Genomic DNA, 20,591 nt, shown 5'->3' with positions numbered 1-20,591 from the left:
TGTTAGAAGTGAGGGATATCGGCGATATCCCTTTATTAAAGTTACTCTTTTTTAATAATATGAAGGTCAATGATCATGGTTACATATTAGCACAGGGCGACTTCAATGGGAATGCCTGAGTAGTAACGTTACAGATTTAACTGCTGAAGCAGGAAGAGCTACAACATTACCAGAAGCATCTTTAGCAACTACTTCAATAGCTTTTGCATAGCTGCTAGTATAATCAGTACCACCTACTGCAAATAAAGTTGGAATTTCTTTAATTTCATAAGAAGTGACATCAGCTTGAGCTTTAGTAGTTACTTGTACTTCAAAAGAGCCACCAGCAATAGCAGTATTTGATACATCTCCTGTATTAGAAACAAGCTGTAAAACAACAGTTTCAGTACCAGCAGTTGCCTTACCAGTAAGAGTTACAGTACTTGTAGTGCCATCAGCAGTAACTACACCAGCAGATGCAAGAGCAGTACCAGCTACGTCACCAACAGTATGTTGAACATCTACTGAAGTTTCAGAGCCATCTTTTACATAAACAGCAATACCTTCATTATTTTTTAATTTATAATCACGACCATATTGGTCTTTTACAACTACTTTAGAAGGGTCGATTGTTGAAACTGAACCTTCAGTTAATACAGTAGCTAAATCTTTAACTCCTGTAATTTTTGCTGGACGAGCAGCTTCTTGAATATCGATAGAGAATTTAGCTACCTTTGTACCGATAGTTGCAGTAATCTCAGCAGTTCCTGCACCAACGCCAGTAATTTCAATCTCTTTTCCGTTCCAAGCTACAGTTGCAACACTAGTGTTACTAGAAGCTAAAGTAATATTTGATGTATTTAAGTTTGCTGTAGAAATTGTTCCGCCAAATTGGTCATATACAACAAATGGAACTTTTACTTTTTCACCAGCAGCAACTAGTTTTGTAGGAGCCGTTAATACGATTGAATCCTCAGTTGCAGGAGCAGAAACTTGTACATCAACAGACGTAACGTCACCTGTTTTCACGTTAACTGCAGTGATTTTTGTTGTACCTGATCCAGCAGCAACGAATGATGCTTTTCCTTCAGAGTCAATTGTAATTGAATCAACGTCAACTACTGATGGATTTGAAGATGTAAATAAATAGTCACCAATTCTTTCTTGGTTATCGACACTATCAGCGTTAGCAGCTGTAGCAGGTAATTTTACGTCTACACCATATTGGTCTTTAGCTGTGTATGGTAACTCAATTGTTTCACCAACAGTTATACGTTGTTTACCTTGTAGTGGTGAAGGAGCTGCCAATTGTAAAGTTGATAAAGCAGAAGCTTCTTCAACTTTCAATGTTTTAGTAGCTGTTAATCCTTTGTAAGAAAGAGTTAATAGGATTTCATCGCCAACACCAATTGAAGCACCAGTTAAGTCAGCTTGGAATTGAGTCTTACCAGCGACAGGGCTAAATGTTACAGGTCCAGCAGTGTTAGTTGAATCTTTAGCAGTTTTGTCATAACCAGTAGCGACTACGTTACTAGATACTACATTCATTACTTCACCATATTGGTTTCTAACTTCGAACGCTACTTTAGCATCAGCGACTTTTTGAACTGACTCAGTTAAGATTGTTAATGAAGTTTCTTTTTCTGCTTCAACTTTTACAGTTGCAGAATTAGAACCTTCTTCAAATTTCCCACCATTTACAACAACTGTGTATTCACCAGCAACTAGTGGAGTTGGTGATGAAAGTATAGCTGATTTTTTATCTTCACTAAATGTAACATCTAAAACAACTACCGCAGAGCCACGTTTTACAGAGAAAGTAACTCCTTCTGTATCAATAGCACGGTTAAATTCTACTTTTAAGCTTTTAGAGGTAATAGCACTTACTGACTTAACTTTTAGTTCGTCTTCCTTCTTAATTCTTACACGAACAGCTTCTAGACGTTTTGATAGACCTTTTGTTCCTGCGAACTCACCGTCTTTTGCCCAAACGTCACCTTTATCAGTCTTGTTAACACCCCAACCGAAGGATTGCATATGAACCTGATACTCTACTGAGTAACCTTCGTATGCTTTACCAGTCTCGGTATTAACTAAACGAATCTGAATACCTTCGATTCTCTTAGCTTTACCTCTGCTGCCAATTTCTTTGTCGCCTCTTATCCACTTGTCAGCCTCAGCAGGCATATCACCATAAGATTGACCATGAACTCTATACTCGATAGCCATATCTTTAGGAGCACCTTCTAATTTAAGTGCAAATTCTTCTAGCCTCTTTGCTTTACCGGTAGTACCGAATTCTAAAACACCCTTGTCATCGGTTTCAAATTCTCTATCACCAAATGACTGGATATGTGCTTTAGTTGAAATCTTGATATCCTTGTCGATAACATAATCTTTGGTGTCAGCAGCAAATGCTACACTGCTCAATAATGTGCCTATCAAAAGCACGAATACTAACACTTTGGAAACGCGTTTCTTGTTAACCAAGTAAATTCACTCCTTTTTTAGTAGTTTGTAGTTTAATTGATTGTGCATATAGATTGGAACTCTTCCTTTGAATTACCAAATAGGCTTTGTGTGCCTCAGCCTCTTTGTAATCACCACCCCTTTCACAAACTATCAAGTTTGCGACTCCTCTTACCCCGCCATATTTTAAGCCGCCAATGTGTTCCGTTGTATGTAGTTTCTACCTACAAGGCCAAGCATTGCACATATAACCATGCTTTACTATTTATTATACACTATCTAGCTTTTGCGTCAATAGTTTTTTGGCCAAAATCTTCCTCATTTTCATTGTGCAATATGCACTATTCAAACTTATTCCATAATGCCTGACATTTCCCTTTGGTGTCTTTCCAATTCTCGTCCATGTCATATACTGCCAAAAAAAATGGATATAATGTACAATACAGTATCATTATATCCAACACATAGAAAAATTACAATACCCTTTGGAAACTTTCATCATTTTGTAACTTTTGTACCAGATCCTTTATATCCTGCACCCTGTCCTTCTTGCATACCAGTATGCTATCCTTAGTACTCACTATTACCACATCCTCCAGCCCTATAGTGGCAATTAGCTGGCCTTCACTGTATACCACAGAGTTCTTTGTATCTATCCCCACATGATCTCCATGTACCACATTGCCATCTTCATTGGCTTCTAATATATCCTCTAGGGAGTCCCATGTGCCTACATCACTCCAGCCAAAGTCCCCGGGGATAACGGCTACATTATCTGCCTTTTCCATTATACCAAAGTCTATGGATATCTTTTCGAGTTTGGGGAATACATCTTTTAGATATTTATCTTCATCTCCCGCCCCCATATGGTCATATATCTTCATCATCTCTCCATACATCTCAGGGAGATATTTTTGAAAATTATCAAGCATTGTGGATATCTTAAATACAAACATACCGCTATTCCATAGATATTCACCTGAATCCATATATGTCTTTGCCAGCTCTTCATTGGGCTTTTCAACGAACTTATCCACATGATAGATGCTGCTTGATTCAAATTCAGCCCTTTGACCCTTCTTTATGTATCCATATCCCGTACTTGGAAATGTGGGAACTATCCCCATAGTAACTATCTTTTTATTTTCATATGCATACTCCGATGCATACCTAAGTATCTCACGAAATCTTTTTTCATCCTTTATATAGTGGTCAGATGAGAGCACGCACACCACCACATCACCATATATCTTTTTTATCTTTAATATAGAATAGAGTATGCATGGTGCGGTATTCCTTGGGCATGGCTCTGCAAATATATTCTCCTTATTAAGTCTCCCCTTTACCAGATCTGTAAGGAGAGGCCTCTGCTCTTCATTGGTTATTATGTGCATATCTTTATTCTCAATAAACGGTACACAACGATCTATTGTAAGGTTTATCATTTCACGATCATCTATTAGCTTTAAAGCCTGCTTTGGATAAAGTCTCCTTGAAATAGGCCAAAACCGCGTCCCACTCCCGCCTGCCATTATAAGTCCTACTGCTTTCATTTCTATCACCTCACGCTATATTTTGTCTGAAGTATTCAAGTACATCAGACAAAGTCTTATCTAACTGTATCCTAGGTTGCCATCCTACCTGCGTTTTTATCTTAGTATTATCACATATGAGAATAGGCGTGTCCGACGGTCTCAAACGATTTTGGTCCATAACAACCTCTATATCCACGCTGGACATCTCAAGAAGCTTTTTTAATATCTCCCTTATTGAAAACCCCTTGCCCGATCCTATATTGTATGCCTCTCCCCTTTTACCTTTGGTTATAAGACAAAAATAACCTTCCACCACATCCCGCACATCGGAAAAATCCCGTATTGCATCTAAGTTGCCTACCATCAATACCGGATCCATAGTCTTATTTTCCATAAGTGCTATACGATGAGCAAAATCAGGTATTACAAATATGGGCTGCTGTCTTGGGCCTGTATGATTAAACGGTCTTGCCATTACTATGTCCATATCATAGGCATCTGCATATACCTTCCCTAGCATCTCCTGGGATGCCTTGCTTACAGCATAGGGATTTACAGGATTTTGAGGCATATCCTCTCCTATTGGTACATCTCCAGCCCTTATCCGCCCATACTGCTCGCTAGAGCCTATTATAAGTACCCGGGCAGCAGGATTTACTGCTCTCGTGGCATCTAAAAGGTTTATAGTGCCCCCCATATTTATCTCCATTGTAATATCCGGCCTTTTCCATGAAGCTGAAACAGAACTTTGGGCAGCCAAATGAAATACCAAATCAGGCCTTGCATCCTCTATAATGCTATATACTCTATCCTTATCCCGAAGATCCACATCCATAATATTGGCATACTTATTGATATGGGGGAGCACTTGCTCCCCCTCTAATTTTGTCCCATATAGTTCTATATTCCTGTCGAGAAGCATTTCACCTAAATATCCGCCTACAAAACCTGAAATACCGGTTACAAGGGCCTTCATTTTGATAGGCCTCCGTCTATCTCGGCTTGTACACGTTTTAGATCTTCATCTACCATCATGTGTATCATCTGTTCAAATGATACCTTTGGCTTCCAACCAAGCTTCTCCTTTGCCTTTGTAGCATCGCCTAAGAGTATCTTTACCTCTGCAGGGCGGAAAAACTTTGGATCCACAACTACGTGATCTTTATAGTCAAGATCTACATAACTAAATGCAGTCTCCAAAAGTTCCCGTACAGTACGGGTCTCTCCTGTAGCTATTACATAATCATCAGGCGCATCCTGCTGTAACATCAGCCACATAGCATATACATAATCCCCTGCAAAACCCCAATCCCTCTTGGAATCTAGGTTGCCCATGCGGATCTCATCCATGAGCCCCAGCTTTATGCGTGCTACACCATCGGTTACCTTTCTGGTAACAAACTCAAGTCCCCTTCTAGGTGATTCATGGTTAAAGAGTATGCCAGAGCATGCAAACAGATCATAGCTCTCCCTATAGTTTATAGTTATCCAATGACCATATACCTTAGCAACTGCATATGGGCTTCTGGGATAAAAAGGGGTAGTCTCCCTTTGAGGCATCTCCTGTACCTTACCAAACATCTCACTGGTAGATGCCTGATAATATCTTGCATCGGGCTTTACCATACGAATGGCTTCAAGTATATTGGTAACCCCAAGGGCATCTATATCAGCAGTAAGTATGGGCTGCTCCCATGATGTCTGAACAAATGACTGGGCAGCCAAATTATATACCTCATCGGGCTGTGCAATCTCCACTGCCTTGATAAGGGATGGTAGATCCGTCATATCTGCATATATAAACTCTATCTTATCCTTCAAATGTGCTACAGTACCATAATGATTATCACTGGATCTGCGCCTTATACCATATACCTTGTAGCCCTTTGATAGTAAAAGTTCTGCAAGATATGAACCATCCTGTCCGGTTATACCAGTTATTAACGCACTTTTCATATTCATCTACTCCTTTTTTTCTTAAATTTGTTATTTAAGTTGTATAGAGACTTCCATATCGTCAGGTACTATCTCTATCCATGTATTACCCGGTTTTAGTGTAATGGGGATATTCTCTTCATTATAATATACAGTAGGTTTCTCCGCATTTTTGCGGGACCATGTACCTTCATAGTACCTGCCATCTATAAAATAGGCAGCCCGCCCCTTGCCAAACACCTTAACATCCCTATATCCAGCACCTGGTTCCAATATGGAATGCTCTGCATACTGCACTATTATATTTTTATTGGAGAGCTGCTTGCCCGTCTCCTGGTCTATACTAGCCCTGCCTCCGTTATATCTCATATTCTGGCCTTTTTCATCATCATATATATACTCTACCTTCGAATAGGAATCATTAAATGGCAAGACAATCTTTTCATATGCTAGTCCACCATCTGGATAATCATCAGAAAAGCTAAAGCCCCTTGCCGTTTGGTCAAAGTCTATTTTGTCCTGGCATTTTAGTGCATCTATATATACATTGTGTGGTGCCTTCCTGGATTTGTCCCTCCAGAAGGGCTTGTTCGTATTAAGGCCATTTAAACGTTTTACATTTATTTTATCAAACTGTTCCTCTGCTATAAAGGACTGACCATAATGCACGAGATATGCGTCCCATTCCTGCGCCAGTTGCATGTAATAGTGACGTACACTCCTTATAGGGCCTACCTTGTTCGGCATATTTGACAGAAATAGTGCCATAAATCTTGTAATTCCACCTTCTGCATGTACTTCATACACTATATCCGCCTTTGAAAGCCCCGATTGTGGTCTAGCCTTTGGTGAATTCTCTATCATGATGGCAACCGGCTTATATGTACCCTCATATGGAATACCTGTTAAAGGACATATATTACCACCCTTTATATCCACAGTTTCCACTACCTTGTCCCCATCATCCTGCGAAATACTATCCTCTATTGTGTCAGTGTTATCTATATCCATCATATCCTTATCAGCCTCTACATATGGCCTGCTGCATGCAGCAAGCATTATGGATAGACTGAGTATTACCCCTAATTTCATATACTTCATGTCTACGCCCTATCCCCTCCCTTAAAAATAGTATAATCATCTGGCAAGTTTCTTTAATTATACCCTATATATAGATACCTATTCAACCTGATTTTTTCGCTTGTCCACAACAATGCCAACTACAAATGCCAAAAGATCCCCAATTATAGATGCCAATCTGTGGATAAGTGCAGCCATCAAGGTGGCCTCACGACCATAGGCAGGTGATAGCATGAGTATCATTATGGATTCCTTTACACCCAATCCCCCTGGAGCCCCCGGGGTTATGAATCCCGCAAACCATGATAAAACCGATGCCGTAAATATGGTCATCGCATTTTTTAATGTCATTTCATAACCCAATACTCCCTTGTATATACCGATTAGTATGGCACCCATTATGATGAATGTAGCAGTATATATAAAGAAGGTCTTTAGAAACAGCTTTAGAAAATCAAGTGTAAAATATCTCTTTATCTTATCTGCATATTTTGGCTTGGTAAGAATGTATATTATAATACCTACCAGTAAAATTATTAATATGGGGATCAAAATACCTAGACCCTTTTTGTTTAAAGCATCATACGCCTTTTTAACCACATCAATAAATGCCTGATGTGCAAATATGGCAGAAAATATTGCAGCACTTAAGAATATAAGTATTACCTCCAATATACTGCTTAAAAGGATATTCCCATGTTTCCAGCCCAGCTTGTTTCCCAATACATTACGACTTGCATAATGCATCACATTTCCAGGCAGGTATTTTGCCACATTGGCCTTTGTGTATACCGGCATTGTTATATGATAATCTATATGGCTACCATTTATAAACTGCAGTATAAGCCCCCAGCCATAGGCACCTATACATACCGATACTACAAATGCAATTGAAAATAAAAATACATAAAAAAATGACTTAGCAGGATCCTCAAAATGTATATTTGTAATATCAAGCTTTGTTATCTCCCGGGCTATAAATATAAAAGAAATGATCATTAGTATTAGCCCTATAAGCTTGCTCTTTTTTATCTTTATGGTCTACACCCCCTGTACACTTTAAGTATTTTGTCCCTAAGGGCTACAGGACTCCCCATCTCTACAAAGTATACCCCTTCCATATTTTCATTAAATAGTTCACGATTTGCTGCATTTTCTCCCAGCACCACCGGCTTTTCCATAGCCCTGTATATATATGTCTTACCCGCTATGGTACGCCTTGCCTTGTCTATATCCTTATTAAAGTGGCCGGATAGGCACAAATCTGCCATGGCTATATGCTGTGCCAATTCCTCCTGGGATAGCCAGTTTATAAACTCTATATTCTTTAAATGGCTATATTTTTTATAGGTATCGTCATTTATGGGACCTATCATTATAAAATATATATCATTAATATCCTCCATCATGGATGCACACTCTAGTATAACCTCTACACCCTGAAGCGGTAATATGCTGCCAAAGTATAATACTATATACTTGTCTTTAAGCTCCTCAGGGCGTTTAACCTCCATGGGATAATATATGGAAGTATCAGCCTTTAGATATAAAACCTCCATCTTTTCCATGGGGGCATTATGTATCTTTGCAAAATATTTGGCATCAGCCTTTGTATCAACTATTATATGATCTGCCTTTTTGATGGTACGATCATCGTACCATTTTACGATTTTGGCCCTAAGGCTATTTTCACCGAATTTTTTTCTATCAAATACCAATGTATCATAAAGTGATATGAAAAAATCCACTATCAATGTTTTGTCCTTAAAGAGGGAATGAAAAAATGGCACTATGGTCTGGGGCAAAAAGCCTACAAATACCACATCAAAATCATCTTTGTCAATATGCCATATATCCCATACCGCCTTCATTATGCGCCTTCCATAGCCCTTATGGGTGCTGCCGATTACAGTTACATCGGCAGCATATTCCCTTATTATGTCTATCTCCTGCTGTAGCCTGAGATAGTCCATATTTTTTGTAGCTATATATAATACCCTCTTGCCCTTTACAATATCTACTAAGCTATTTGCCATATTATCTGCTCCCTATATCCCATCTCAGCAGGCTTATATTTTCTATACGCTAGCCTGCCATTTAAAAGCAATAGAGCTATTATGGCAACTGGTATTATTACAAATATAAAGATATTTTTAAGCGTCTTCTTTTCGTTCTTCATCTTTTCCTTGACTCCTTAATACTACTCCGTCGTATTCCATCTTTTTTAACCTGTATAATAGTTCATCATTTATACGTCTGTTGGCAGCAATACCATCTGCTAATAGCCCAAGTACCCCTAGTTGAAATCCGGTAATGATATTTATAGCAGCCAGTATGAGGGATTGAACATGTCCTGCCCCTTCACCGTTAAAAAAGAAATATAGATATCTACAGCCTATTATAAAACCTATTAAAAACATTATAAATCCTAAGTTTAGGAATATCTTCAGAGGCTTGTACATGGTATAGGTCCTTATAATCGTAGAACCGGATTTTCTCACATACTGCCACATGCTCTTAAACAGCCTTGATTCCCTAAGTTTTTCGTTTGTACCTATAGGCACATTGGCAATGGCTTCCTTACGCCTGCCAGCTTCTATCAATGTTTCCAAAGTATATGAGTATTCTGATATTACATTTAATTTTAAGGCAGCCTCCCTACTATATGCCCTAAAACCACTGGGGGCATCTGCTACATTGGTCTTTGACGCCCTTCTAACCACGCCACTGCCCCATCTTTGCAACTTTTTCTTGGTAGGTGAAAAATGTTCTATGGTATCTGTCTGCCTATCCCCTACCACCACTTCAGCCTTGCCGTCAAGTATTGGCTTTATAAGCTTGGGTATATCATGGCCATTGTATTGATTATCACCATCGGTATTTACTATTATATCGGCTCCTACACGAAGGCAAGCATCTATTCCCGCCATAAAACCCTTTGCAAGTCCTCTATTATTGGGAAATCTCACTATATGGTGTACTCCCAATTTCCTTGCCACCTCTACAGTTCGATCACTGCTCCCGTCATCTATTATTAAATACTCTATCTCGTCCACCCCTGGAATGGAAGTGGGCAAATCGCCTATGGTCATAGGCAAAGTCTTTTCTTCATTATAACATGGTATCTGAATAATCAGCTTCATGGATAACCTCCTCCTTAGTGTATTTAAAATAATTATTTAGCAGTTAATATATAAAGATCTCCATTGTATTTCCTATCTATAATTTGTTTAGGGTATGCCCCCCTCACCTTTTGTAGATACTTTCCGTTAAATTCTAAATGATAGACCTTTTGTATATCAAGTCTGTCCTCCATATTTTCGGGCAGCCACCCTATAGTATACACCTTGCCAAAATGCTTTACCATATCATATAGTGCATCCTGATTGTAATCTCCCCTTACCTCATACACAGGCTTATCATATACTATCCTAAGGGGTGTTGCCAGTTGACCTGAATTGGTTATAAAGACTTCATCCCCGGGAATATGCTCTGCCAAATCATCAAATTGTCCCTTGTAATCCCGAAGCATGGGAGTTTTTATAAATATGACGGATTGATACAAAAAAAATGTCAACATAAAGGATGTAAATACCCATAAAAGCACCCTTCTATGGGAAGTAGATGACCTACTTATCCTCTCCATCCCTGCCATTGCAAATATTATTATGGAAGGTATACTTACTGCTATCCACCTACGTGAAGCCCATATGTGATCAGGTGTAATACTGGGCTTATATATATATCCCACTATATTTGCCATGGCAATAACTATAAATACCACATAGGCATTTATATTAGTTTCCTTTATAAGAAGTATTACCCCTAATATGGCCATAAGTGTGATAGCCTCAGGTATATACCAGCCAAATTCCACCATGGCATTGGCAGTAAAATGCTCTTCTGAATTTATATCCGTACCAATCGGTAGAATATACGGTCTAACAAAATATGCATATAGAAATAATCCTATTAGCAGAACCACTAAAATAGCAGCGATATGATGTCGTTTTATATATAAAAATCTTTTATATCTATTTCTTATCTCATGCTTATCCCCTTTGTCCTGTTTTTTGAATATATAGGCAATAATCACAACCAAAGCAGCTACTATGAATAATAAAACATTTATCATTACAAGGGGTTTTAGCGATGCCCTATGCCACAAATCATCAAAATATGGATAGCTATAAAAATACGCATATGTCAAAGACAATAGGGCTGCCAAAGCGTATGACAAGCCAAATTCAAAGGCAAACCGGAGCTTTTCCCTACTTATTATGGCCATATATATGACAAATACAAATACCCCTATGCCAAAAACATGGCAATCTATACGATTTAGGCAGTTAAGCCCCAATATTATACCACTTAGCCATGTAAAACTCCGTCTATCTTTTTTATAGGCAAATACCAGCAAAAACAGAGCGAAAAAGAGTAAAAACTGGGATAATACCTCTGTTTGAGTTATCCTTGCATTCCAAATCTGAGATGGGTTAAACGCCAGTGCAACTGTCGCTAAAAATGCCACTTTTTTATCCAGTAACTGCGTACAGAAAAAATATATCGCTAAAAGTGATATTATTCCTATGGCACCATTCATTCTAAACATCACAGGCATACCGCCTATATCATAGCCTATGGCCAACACAGTAGGAAAAAGGTGCATAAACTGCGGTATCAATCGCCCCGGCTGACTAGAAAGACTATATTCATATCCTGAATAATAACCTGGATAACCCAACCTTAGCACATCACCTACAACATCATAATTATCAGTTAAAAAATCATCATGTATATGTAGTCCTCCAGTCCGTGATATGTATACCCCTAAGGAACTATATACTCCCTGATCCCGCCCACCTATAATATAATAAGTGGGATAAGCAAGATATAAATAGGATATAAGTACAAAAAAGATCAGTATAATAATATTGAACTTATCATGCCTTATAAAACCTGATGGTACTTGCCACCTCCCGCCTTTTCGGGACATAATAATAACAAAAATCGCTGTAATTATTAGTAAGATATCTAACCTTAAAAGGGAGTACTTATTAAATAAAACTAACAAAAAAGCCTCAACCCATACTATAATAACCGCAAATGATAAGGCAGAAAACAGTACCTGCCCCATATCTTTGAATATTTGTTTTTTCCCTATAATGGGTATTAAAAACAAAAACAATATAACACATAATACCAAAAATAAAACTACATCCATGATATCCCTCTCCTATGTTTATGTATTTCTACAACTCATCTATAAGAGCTTTATACTTATCCATCACCCTGTCCCATGTATAATGGAATGATACATAAAAGAGTCCATTTTTACTCATCTTATTGTATATATCAGTCTTTTTTAAAAGCACATTTATGCACTCTGCAAACTCATAATAGCCCCTATAATAAAACCCGGCGTTGCTCCTTATACAATGCCCTTTTAAGACATCACACCTGCCATTTACCAGTATCGGCACTCCAAGTCCTAGGCTCTCTAGCACTGACATAGATAAGCTCTCAAAATAAGACGGAAGCACCAATAATTTAGCTCCCGCCATACCATCATACTTGTCCTCTTCGCTTACAAAGCCCAAAGGCAGTATATCCTTATGCTTCGGTATATCCATGGCAGGCTTACCCATCATGACCAGCTTTAAATTTGATTGATGCTCCCTTTTATACCGTATGAAATATTCAAAAAGCTCGTCACATCCTTTTGACTGATCTATCCTACCTGCATATACTATATAATCATCATCTATTCCATGTTTTTCCCTAAATCTTTGAGGGTTTACATCCTGTGGCACATCTATGCCTATTCCCACCACATCAGAAGGTTTGTAGTCATTGTTAAACTTTTTGTTTACAAATGCCTTTTCTTCCTCTGTAAGATACACCATTGCCCGAGGAAGATGAAATAGTGGATAAAAAATATCCAGATATATAGGCGGTTCATCATGTGCAGTGGATATTAACATGGACTTCTCCGGTACCTGCTGCAATCCAAAAAAAGTCGTATAGTAAAGATAAGTCATAAATATAAATACATCATATTTATCCCTATTATACTTTATGTAATCTATAAGTCTTGGACAATGAGGACCTTGCAGCTCCATCCACCTAATCTCATCACCTACATTATCAAAACTCCTATGACCATATACTTTTGCTGATAAAGCGTCAAATGCCCTCCGTTCCCTCTTTTTATCTACTGCAAACCTTCTGACCCTTATACCGTTTACACTATATAAACCTTCCTTGTATTTATTTTTCCACTCGTTATAGTCTACAACACAGGTGGTCAAGACCTCTACATCATAAAAGCTTGATAATTTCTCAGCTACTTGCCTACAATATTGTTCCGATCCACCGTTTACCTCTTCTCCATACCTTTGAACCACAAACGCTAATTTTTTTCTCATATTATACACCTAGTTCCCAAGTATACTCTGTATATGTCTTTTGAACATATCTGAAATATTATCGTATGAAAAATACTCCAATCTACGTCGTCCATTATGAACAAGCCTATCTTTAAGAGTCTTATCATTTACAAGCCTATTGATCAGTTCAGCAGTCATTATATAATCCTTTTTATTTATAAGTATGCCCGCTCCATCTAGGGTGTACGGTATGGCTGCTGCATTATAGGCTATTATGGGCACATTAAAATACATACTCTCTATAAGGGGTACACAAAACCCTTCATGTTCACTCATACATAAAAACACATTCGCTACCCTGTAATATGCTAATATATGGCTAAATGGTACCTTCCCGGTAAAATACACATCTTCAATATCGAGGGCATTTACAAGGTCTAAAAGGGCATTATAATACCTCTCCATTCCCTCATATGAACCTACCAGAAACAATCTTGCCCCTGGATTTATATATTTCTTATAGTAATAAAAAGTTTTTATTATATCTTCCTGCCTTTTATTAGGCGCAATACGCCCTACAAATAGTATGTTTACGTTACCGTCTGTATATTTCTCCATAATATCCTTATCAGCCTGTCTTTCATAGTCACTATATGGAATAAGTATGGGTAAATGCTCTACTTTTTCATATCCCAGATCCAAAAGCTCTTTGCAATTGTACTCCGAATCTCCAAATACATAATCAAAAGAATCATTCAAAATATTCAGCTGTTCTCGCCCAGCCTTTACAATTTTGTAATCCCTCAAACTATAGTGCATCATATATTCTGGAGGTGTTATATTATGATATATCATAATCTTCTTATCTACCTTTAAATCCCTTATCTTATAGTTAAGATCAGTACCAGTAGACATGTGGTATATAACTGCATTTTTTTCGCCAGTCGCCTTATAATCATCTACATTATACACACTGTGGCGCAAAGATTCACCAATATTCTGGGCATATATCTCCGACTTATACCCCATACTATGCAGTATCTCCTTAAGGGCCAATGCATGATTACTTACTGCATCTCCATATACAATTGTTGGCATTATTTGGTCTACTCGCCACATATAAATTCCTCCACCTATCTATTTTACAGTCCTTCTATAAAAGTCTTATATTTTGCTGTTACTACATCCCATGATAGATTTTTTTCTACAAAGCCCTTGCCCTGCTTTCCCAGCCTCGCGGCTATATGTGTATTTTTTATAAAAAAATTTACACATGCTTCAAACTCATAGTAATTCTTAAAATACAGTCCGCCATTCGATTGTATACAAAAATCCTTAGTAACATCACATTTTGCACTTACCAAAACGGGGGTCCCCTCTATCCAACTCTCCATAATTACTATGGAAAAGCTTTCGTTATGGGATGGCTGGCACAACAGGGTTGCTGCCCCATATGCATCATACTTGTCCTCTATTGGCACAAACCCCAGATCCCATACCCTATCTTTTATAGCCTCAGGTATATCTATGCTCCCGCCTCCTATAAGCACTAAATCAAGATTTGCCCCTGGATTCATGGCCAAAAACGCCTGAAAATACTGTAAAAGGGTATCTACGTTTTTCCCAGCATCCTTCCTACCAGCATATAGTATAAAGGGATTTTTTATCCCATATTTCTTTATAAATCGCTCCCTATTACCCTTTGTTTTGGTATCAATCCCTACACCTATTACCTGCCTTTTTTTATCACCTATATCATAGAGCCTTTCAGCCAGTTCCATCTCAGGTCGGGATAAAAATACCATTCCCTGTGAACATTTAAATATTTCTTCGATACCTTTCAAATGGGCATAGCTCTCATCATGCAGACAGGGAATAAGGATACTCTTTTCCGGACAGGCCTTTACCCCATAATACGTAGTACCAAACATATATGGTATAAATATAAATGCGTCATAGTCTCCCTGCATTTCTCTTATGTATTTATAGAGGGCCTCACTATTTACCATCTCACGGAAGAATATCTCCTCTTCTTCCAATGTAACCGGCATACCCTTTATGAGTTTTGCATTTACCCTATCAAATGCCTTTGTATCCCTTTTTGTTACCTTAAATCTCTTAATAGGGATCCCTTCTATAATCTCAACCCCTGGTCTATAGTAATTTACATTCCAATCACTTGCAAACTTCTCAACACAAGTAGTCAGTATTTCTACCTCTACCCCCGCATCCTTCAAATGAAATGCTATATCCCGGCAGGCAGCCTCTGCTCCCCCAGGAATTTTTAATCCAAACCACGGAGGTACAAATGCTATCTTCTTCATATCATCATCCCTATTTCCAACCTATTATAGCATAGTCCTGATTGCTAAATAAAAGGTTATTTAGTCTATCTATACCCTTATTAAATTCATCTGCGTTACTTATTCCATTTCCCTTAATCTGCGGAAGTTTTTCCTTTATCTCTGAGAGATATATAGTTTCAACATTTCTAAACCCTTGAGTCTGCATTATAAATTCCAAAGTCAAAGGATGAACAGGTTTTACATGGGAAGGATCTACATAAAACGCATTGGCAAATACGGATAAACACATGGGATTTACTGTCTCTGCTATAAATACCCCACCTTTTGCTAATTTTTCATAGGCCATACGTATTATGCGTACCATATCAGCAGGAGATAGGTGTTCTACCACCTGTCCCATGTATATACCCTCCACTTCCCCTTGCTGTATTTCCTTTAAATAACTTAAAGCATCTATCTTTTCCACTGGTAAGCCCTGTTCTTTGCAATAGATTACCATATCATCATTTAAGTCTATTCCCTTTACGTCAGTCTTACCTTCATCCATGAGAAGTTCTATGAATTCACCTCGTCCACAACCAATATCCAATATATGCTCTTTATCTTCAAAATATTTAAGGTATACCCTTTGTCGATCCTTTATCTCCTCACGACTGCCCCTATGCATCTGTTCAAATAGAAAATAGTCTATATCTGCATCCTCATATTGCACCTCAGGAATTGACGATGTCCCATTCTCTATACGCCCTTCTCTCTTTAAGGCACCTTCTATGCGCCTTACCCGCTCTGAAGTTATAAGGGATATTTCCTTTTGCTTTTGCATGCCTTTATTTATTCCGCGTATATTATCCTCTACAGCCTGCATACGCCTAATAGTATCCCCTGCATTTAGTTCCTGCTGCAACCTGCCTATTTCCCCTTCCAGCTGGGCTATTCTAGCCTGAGTTTCATCTTGACTGCCTTTTATACTATTTATAACCCGTACAATAGCAGCATTAAATGTTCGCTGTTTATCAACAATGGGGTTTATGTACCATCTAAGACACTTTCTAATCGCCTTTTTAAAGAACACTATAATAGGCCCCAAAACCTTTCTATGGGACGTAATAGGCCTATCTGCCACTACCTCCCATTCACTATTTATCGTCAGCATATCATCCTGTATACTTTCACCAGGCATACCGCCCTGACCTACAAAGGATAGTACATTAGGAAAGTCCTCTTCATGTATACCCCGTTCTTTAAGGCTCTTTCTTATGTCCGCCATTATCTCCTGAACATCTACGGTATCATCCCTTATTTCCAAAAAATCATCACTCATTTTATCACCCCGCATGTTTATTTTAATATCCATTCATGCCCTAGCCTTGCTACTCCTACATCCTTTATGGGAGACACCACCATAAATTCATAAATACCCCTTCTATAGTCATACGCCCTCCCATCTTTTGCATGAGCAGCAACATCTATGAAATATCTACCTTCAACTAAAGTCATCTTATCAATTACAAAATCTATAATACCCTCGTCCTCTATCTCTTCTATCTCTATACCGTCTATATCTGTATTAGTCCCATAGCAATGTATATCATCTTGATTTGTTATACCTATACCAAATACGTGCTCATCTACTGGTCTGTGGCGTTTATAGGATATACGTATACACACCCTATCACCCCAGTTTACACTGTGTCTTTCTGTTCCCCCATCATCTACCATCGTTACATTAATTATCTCTATATCACGACTACCCCAACGCTTCGCATTGTCTACCCATTTTACCCCATCGTCTTCGTTAGATTTGGCTTCAGCACTCTTAAGAGGCTGCTTACCCTCATCATTCTTCTGTTGTTTCCCCTGATCTTCATGCTGTCCATGCTCCTTTTCTATGGCAATCTCCCGTTTTCTATTCATGTACTGCATATAATCATCTATTACCTGCTTGGTATTACCTATAGCCTTTACCTCGCCCTTATTGAGCCATACTGCCATATCACACATATTTTCTATGCTAGATAGATCATGGGATACTATTACTATTGTAGTACCTTCCCTTTTTAGCTCCTTCAGCTTGTTAAAACATTTTTTCTGAAAATTCACATCACCAACTGCCAATATCTCATCTATTAGGAGTATGTCGGCCTTTACGTTTATAGCCACTGCAAAGGCTAGGCGCATATACATACCTGAGGAGTATGTACGCACAGGATTGTCTATAAACTCTTCAAGCTCTGAAAATGCTATTATATCATCCAGCTGTGCATCTATCTCTTCCTTTGTAAGTCCAAATATAGAGGCATTGGTATATATATTCTCCCGCCCTGTCATATCCGGGTGAAACCCGGCTCCCAGTTCCAAGAGACTCGCCACCTTGCCTGTCATCTCTATAGCACCTTTATTGGGATATATTATTCTGGTAAACAATTTAAGCAGGGTACTTTTCCCTGAGCCGTTTTCACCTATAAGACCTACAGCCCAACCCTTTTCTATATCCAGCGTTACGCCTTTTAATACCCATCTGTCCTCATATCTATTCCTCTTCCTGAATAATACCTTCTCCTTTAAGGTAGTACCCCTATCGTAATATATCCTGTACTTTTTCCATACATCTTTCGCTTTTATGACTACCATCTAGATCTCCTCCGCAAAATTCTTCTGTAATCTATCAAATACTTCAAAACTGAATATAAGAAGCAATAAGCCTATGAGTATACTAATCCCTATCATCTTAATATCAGGTGCCACTCCGTAATAGAGTATATCCCTGTAGGGCAATATTACATGGGTTACTGGGTTTAGCATAAACAGCTTAAAATATTTTGCAGGTATCATCTCAACCGGAAATACTATGGGCGTAAAATAAAACCACGCCATAAGTATTATACCTAGGAGATGTTCAAGATCTCTAAAATATACATTAAGGGCAGAGAAGAGTATGGAAAAACCCAATGTAAGTATGTACTCAGCCAACATTACAAGGGGTAAATATATTATAGTCCAGTTTATGCCAATACCAGATATTAAAACGGCAATTAGTACTATTACAAAAGAAAAAAGCATGTTCATAAATCCGGAATTAACCACTGCCATAGGCAGCACTACCCTAGGAAAATATATCTTCTTTACCAGTTCCTTGTTCCCAACTATACTGCTTGTGCTAAGCTGTACCGATGTAGAAAAAAATATCCAAGGTACTAATGCCACAAACAAAAACATATAGAATTTATCTATATTCATACGCATTATGGTAGAAAATATCACCGTATAAACCACAAGCTGCAATAGGGGATTTACAAATGTCCATAGAAAACCTAAAAAGGAGCCCTTGTATCTAGTACGCAAATCCTTTTTAACCAGGCTTCTAAGCATCTCCCTGTAACTATATACATCCTTTATATCCTTTATCATATAAAAAGTTTCGCCACCTTTACTTAAACAACTTATAATTTTATCATATAGCCATATAAAAGTAAACAAATGTAAAATATTACATGCCCGTCTTATTAAACACCGCACCTATGGTCTTGAATATTATCTTTAGATCAAGGGCTATGGACCAGTTGTCTATATACTTTACATCCAAAGCTACTATTTCATCAAAATCCTCTATTTCATTGCGTCCACTTACCTGCCACATCCCCGTTATGCCGGGTTTTATGCTAAGACGCCTCCTATGCCAATTTTCATAATGCTCCACCTCTTCAAGGGTGGGGGGACGTGTCCCTACCAGGCTCATATCGCCCTTTAGTACATTATAGAACTGGGGAAATTCATCTAAGCTATATTTACGCATGAACTTACCTATCTTGGTTATCCTTGGATCATCCTCTATCTTAAATATGGCACCCTTCATCATATTAAGATGCTCCAGTTCCTTCTTGCGTTCATCGGCATCCTGGTACATAGATCTAAATTTATAGAGCTTAAATACCCTGCCATTTTTGCCCACCCTGGGTTGGGAATAAAATACCGGACCCGGAGATTCCTTTTTTATAATGGGTGCAAATATTACAAACAATATACCTGTTATTATAAGTCCTACTATAGCCCCTATAATATCGAGTATCCGTTTCAATAAAAGGGCGCCCTCATCTAGTGTCACCGTATAAAATGTAAGCAGGGGTATATGACCTAAATAGCTCACCTTGGTTTTTGATATCTTGAGATTGTATAGATCCAAAAGCATATGCACCGTTATGCCCATCTCTTCACAATCTGCAATATATGGTTCTATCTCGCTTATATAATCCTTTGGCAGTATAAATATAACCTCATCTATGGGCTGATTCTTTATATAATTCCCCAGCCAGTCAATTGGCCCTAAACACTGTATACCTTCAATGGTGTCCCTACCATTATCTATGCTAAAATACCCTGCTATGCTTACCCTTATATCCTCTTCCAGCTCCATAAGGCGCAAAAATTTTACTACACCTTCATCAGTGGAAACGAGGGCTAATCTGCTTCCACGCACCTTGTCCCGCTTTTTCATATAAAGGTGCCTTAAAGTTAATTTTTCTACTAATAGGAATGTAAAATTATATACTATAAAAAAACCTACAAATAAACGACTAAAAAGGGCGTGTTTGGTTATAAATATTGCAGATGCTAATATGAGAGAACCTACTATAACGGTCTTCATAAGGGCACCTATTAGTTTTTTTATATCACCGTGTATAACCCCATTATATAGTCCAAACTGCTTTAGTATTATGGGCCAAGTGGGTATTATCACCCACAATAACCATGTGTACTGTTCAAAATCATATAGCTTTCCGTGTTTATGAAATATATCAAAAGTCCTGGTATAATACGCAAGTATAAACGATATTATGGTCAAAATAACATCCAGGAGCATTATCCATCGCTTTCGTATAGAATGTTTTGGTGCTAACATA

At 38.2% G+C, this 20,591-nt stretch carries 18 protein-coding genes; all 18 read right to left on the bottom strand.

Going from position 1 to position 20,591, the window contains the following annotated elements:
• Positions 1-102 precede the first annotated feature (102 nt).
• The 18 genes from EJN67_RS09615 to EJN67_RS09540 all read right to left on the bottom strand — a co-directional run bounded on the left by EJN67_RS09615 (position 103) and on the right by EJN67_RS09540 (position 20,590).
• Complete coding sequence (locus EJN67_RS09615; RefSeq protein ID WP_129724114.1) at positions 103-2,469, bottom strand: hypothetical protein; 2,367 nt, start codon at positions 2,467-2,469, stop codon at positions 103-105.
• Positions 2,462-2,605 (bottom strand): hypothetical protein, encoded by a 144-nt coding sequence (locus tag EJN67_RS14060; RefSeq protein WP_165000830.1) that lies wholly within the window; start codon positions 2,603-2,605, stop codon positions 2,462-2,464. The genes EJN67_RS09615 and EJN67_RS14060 overlap by 8 nt, the downstream gene beginning before the upstream one ends.
• Before the next feature lie 316 nt (positions 2,606-2,921).
• A complete protein-coding gene (locus EJN67_RS09610; RefSeq protein WP_129724113.1) occupies positions 2,922-4,001 on the bottom strand; it encodes a mannose-1-phosphate guanylyltransferase in 1,080 nt (359 codons plus the stop codon).
• 10 nt (positions 4,002-4,011) lie between these two features.
• Entirely contained in the window at positions 4,012-4,959 is a 948-nt protein-coding gene (locus EJN67_RS09605) for a GDP-mannose 4,6-dehydratase (RefSeq protein ID WP_129724112.1), read from the bottom strand.
• Positions 4,956-5,939 carry a GDP-mannose 4,6-dehydratase gene (gmd, locus tag EJN67_RS09600; protein ID WP_129724111.1) on the bottom strand — a complete coding sequence of 328 codons (984 nt, stop codon included), beginning with the start codon at positions 5,937-5,939 and terminating at the stop codon, positions 4,956-4,958. Before gmd ends, EJN67_RS09605 begins: the two co-directional genes overlap by 4 nt.
• Positions 5,940-5,969: 30 nt before the next feature.
• Positions 5,970-7,019, bottom strand: coding sequence for a DUF3048 domain-containing protein (locus EJN67_RS09595; RefSeq protein ID WP_129724110.1), 1,050 nt, complete (start codon positions 7,017-7,019; stop codon positions 5,970-5,972).
• Between the two features lie 78 nt (positions 7,020-7,097).
• The gene (locus EJN67_RS09590) at positions 7,098-7,997 is read right to left on the bottom strand and encodes a lysylphosphatidylglycerol synthase domain-containing protein (RefSeq protein ID WP_129724109.1); all 900 of its coding nucleotides are present in this window, start codon (positions 7,995-7,997) and stop codon (positions 7,098-7,100) included.
• A 35-nt stretch (positions 7,998-8,032) separates the two neighbouring features.
• Complete coding sequence (locus tag EJN67_RS09585; protein WP_129724108.1) at positions 8,033-9,034, bottom strand: glycosyltransferase; 1,002 nt, start codon at positions 9,032-9,034, stop codon at positions 8,033-8,035.
• Positions 9,019-9,177: a hypothetical protein gene (locus EJN67_RS14055; protein ID WP_165000829.1), complete on the bottom strand. Its 159-nt coding sequence runs from the start codon at positions 9,175-9,177 to the stop codon at positions 9,019-9,021. The genes EJN67_RS09585 and EJN67_RS14055 overlap by 16 nt, the downstream gene beginning before the upstream one ends.
• Positions 9,152-10,141: a glycosyltransferase family 2 protein gene (locus EJN67_RS09580; protein WP_129724107.1), complete on the bottom strand. Its 990-nt coding sequence runs from the start codon at positions 10,139-10,141 to the stop codon at positions 9,152-9,154. The genes EJN67_RS14055 and EJN67_RS09580 overlap by 26 nt, the downstream gene beginning before the upstream one ends.
• A gap of 32 nt (positions 10,142-10,173) precedes the next feature.
• Positions 10,174-12,222, bottom strand: a complete 2,049-nt coding sequence (locus EJN67_RS09575; RefSeq protein WP_129724106.1) for a glycosyltransferase family 39 protein — start codon at positions 12,220-12,222, stop codon at positions 10,174-10,176.
• A gap of 28 nt (positions 12,223-12,250) precedes the next feature.
• Positions 12,251-13,426, bottom strand: coding sequence for a glycosyltransferase family 4 protein (locus EJN67_RS09570; RefSeq protein WP_129724105.1), 1,176 nt, complete (start codon positions 13,424-13,426; stop codon positions 12,251-12,253).
• A gap of 9 nt (positions 13,427-13,435) precedes the next feature.
• Positions 13,436-14,506, bottom strand: coding sequence for a glycosyltransferase family 4 protein (locus EJN67_RS09565; protein WP_129724104.1), 1,071 nt, complete (start codon positions 14,504-14,506; stop codon positions 13,436-13,438).
• 23 nt (positions 14,507-14,529) lie between these two features.
• Positions 14,530-15,711 (bottom strand): glycosyltransferase family 4 protein, encoded by a 1,182-nt coding sequence (locus EJN67_RS09560; protein WP_129724103.1) that lies wholly within the window; start codon positions 15,709-15,711, stop codon positions 14,530-14,532.
• A gap of 10 nt (positions 15,712-15,721) precedes the next feature.
• On the bottom strand, positions 15,722-17,014 hold the full coding sequence (locus EJN67_RS09555; protein ID WP_165000828.1) for a class I SAM-dependent methyltransferase: 1,293 nt from the start codon (positions 17,012-17,014) through the stop codon (positions 15,722-15,724).
• Positions 17,015-17,031: 17 nt separating this feature from the next.
• On the bottom strand, positions 17,032-18,324 hold the full coding sequence (locus tag EJN67_RS09550) for an ABC transporter ATP-binding protein (protein WP_129724101.1): 1,293 nt from the start codon (positions 18,322-18,324) through the stop codon (positions 17,032-17,034).
• Complete coding sequence (locus EJN67_RS09545; protein ID WP_341538803.1) at positions 18,325-19,101, bottom strand: ABC transporter permease; 777 nt, start codon at positions 19,099-19,101, stop codon at positions 18,325-18,327.
• Between the two features lie 79 nt (positions 19,102-19,180).
• Positions 19,181-20,590, bottom strand: coding sequence for a sugar transferase (locus EJN67_RS09540; RefSeq protein WP_129724100.1), 1,410 nt, complete (start codon positions 20,588-20,590; stop codon positions 19,181-19,183).
• Between the last annotated feature and the right edge of the window lies 1 nt (position 20,591).

The sequence above is a fragment of the Xylanivirga thermophila genome (assembly GCF_004138105.1).
GTDB lineage: Bacteria > Bacillota > Clostridia > Caldicoprobacterales > Xylanivirgaceae > Xylanivirga > Xylanivirga thermophila.
Note: the sequence above shows the minus strand (reverse complement) of the source record. Positions and strands in the feature narration are given on the sequence as shown.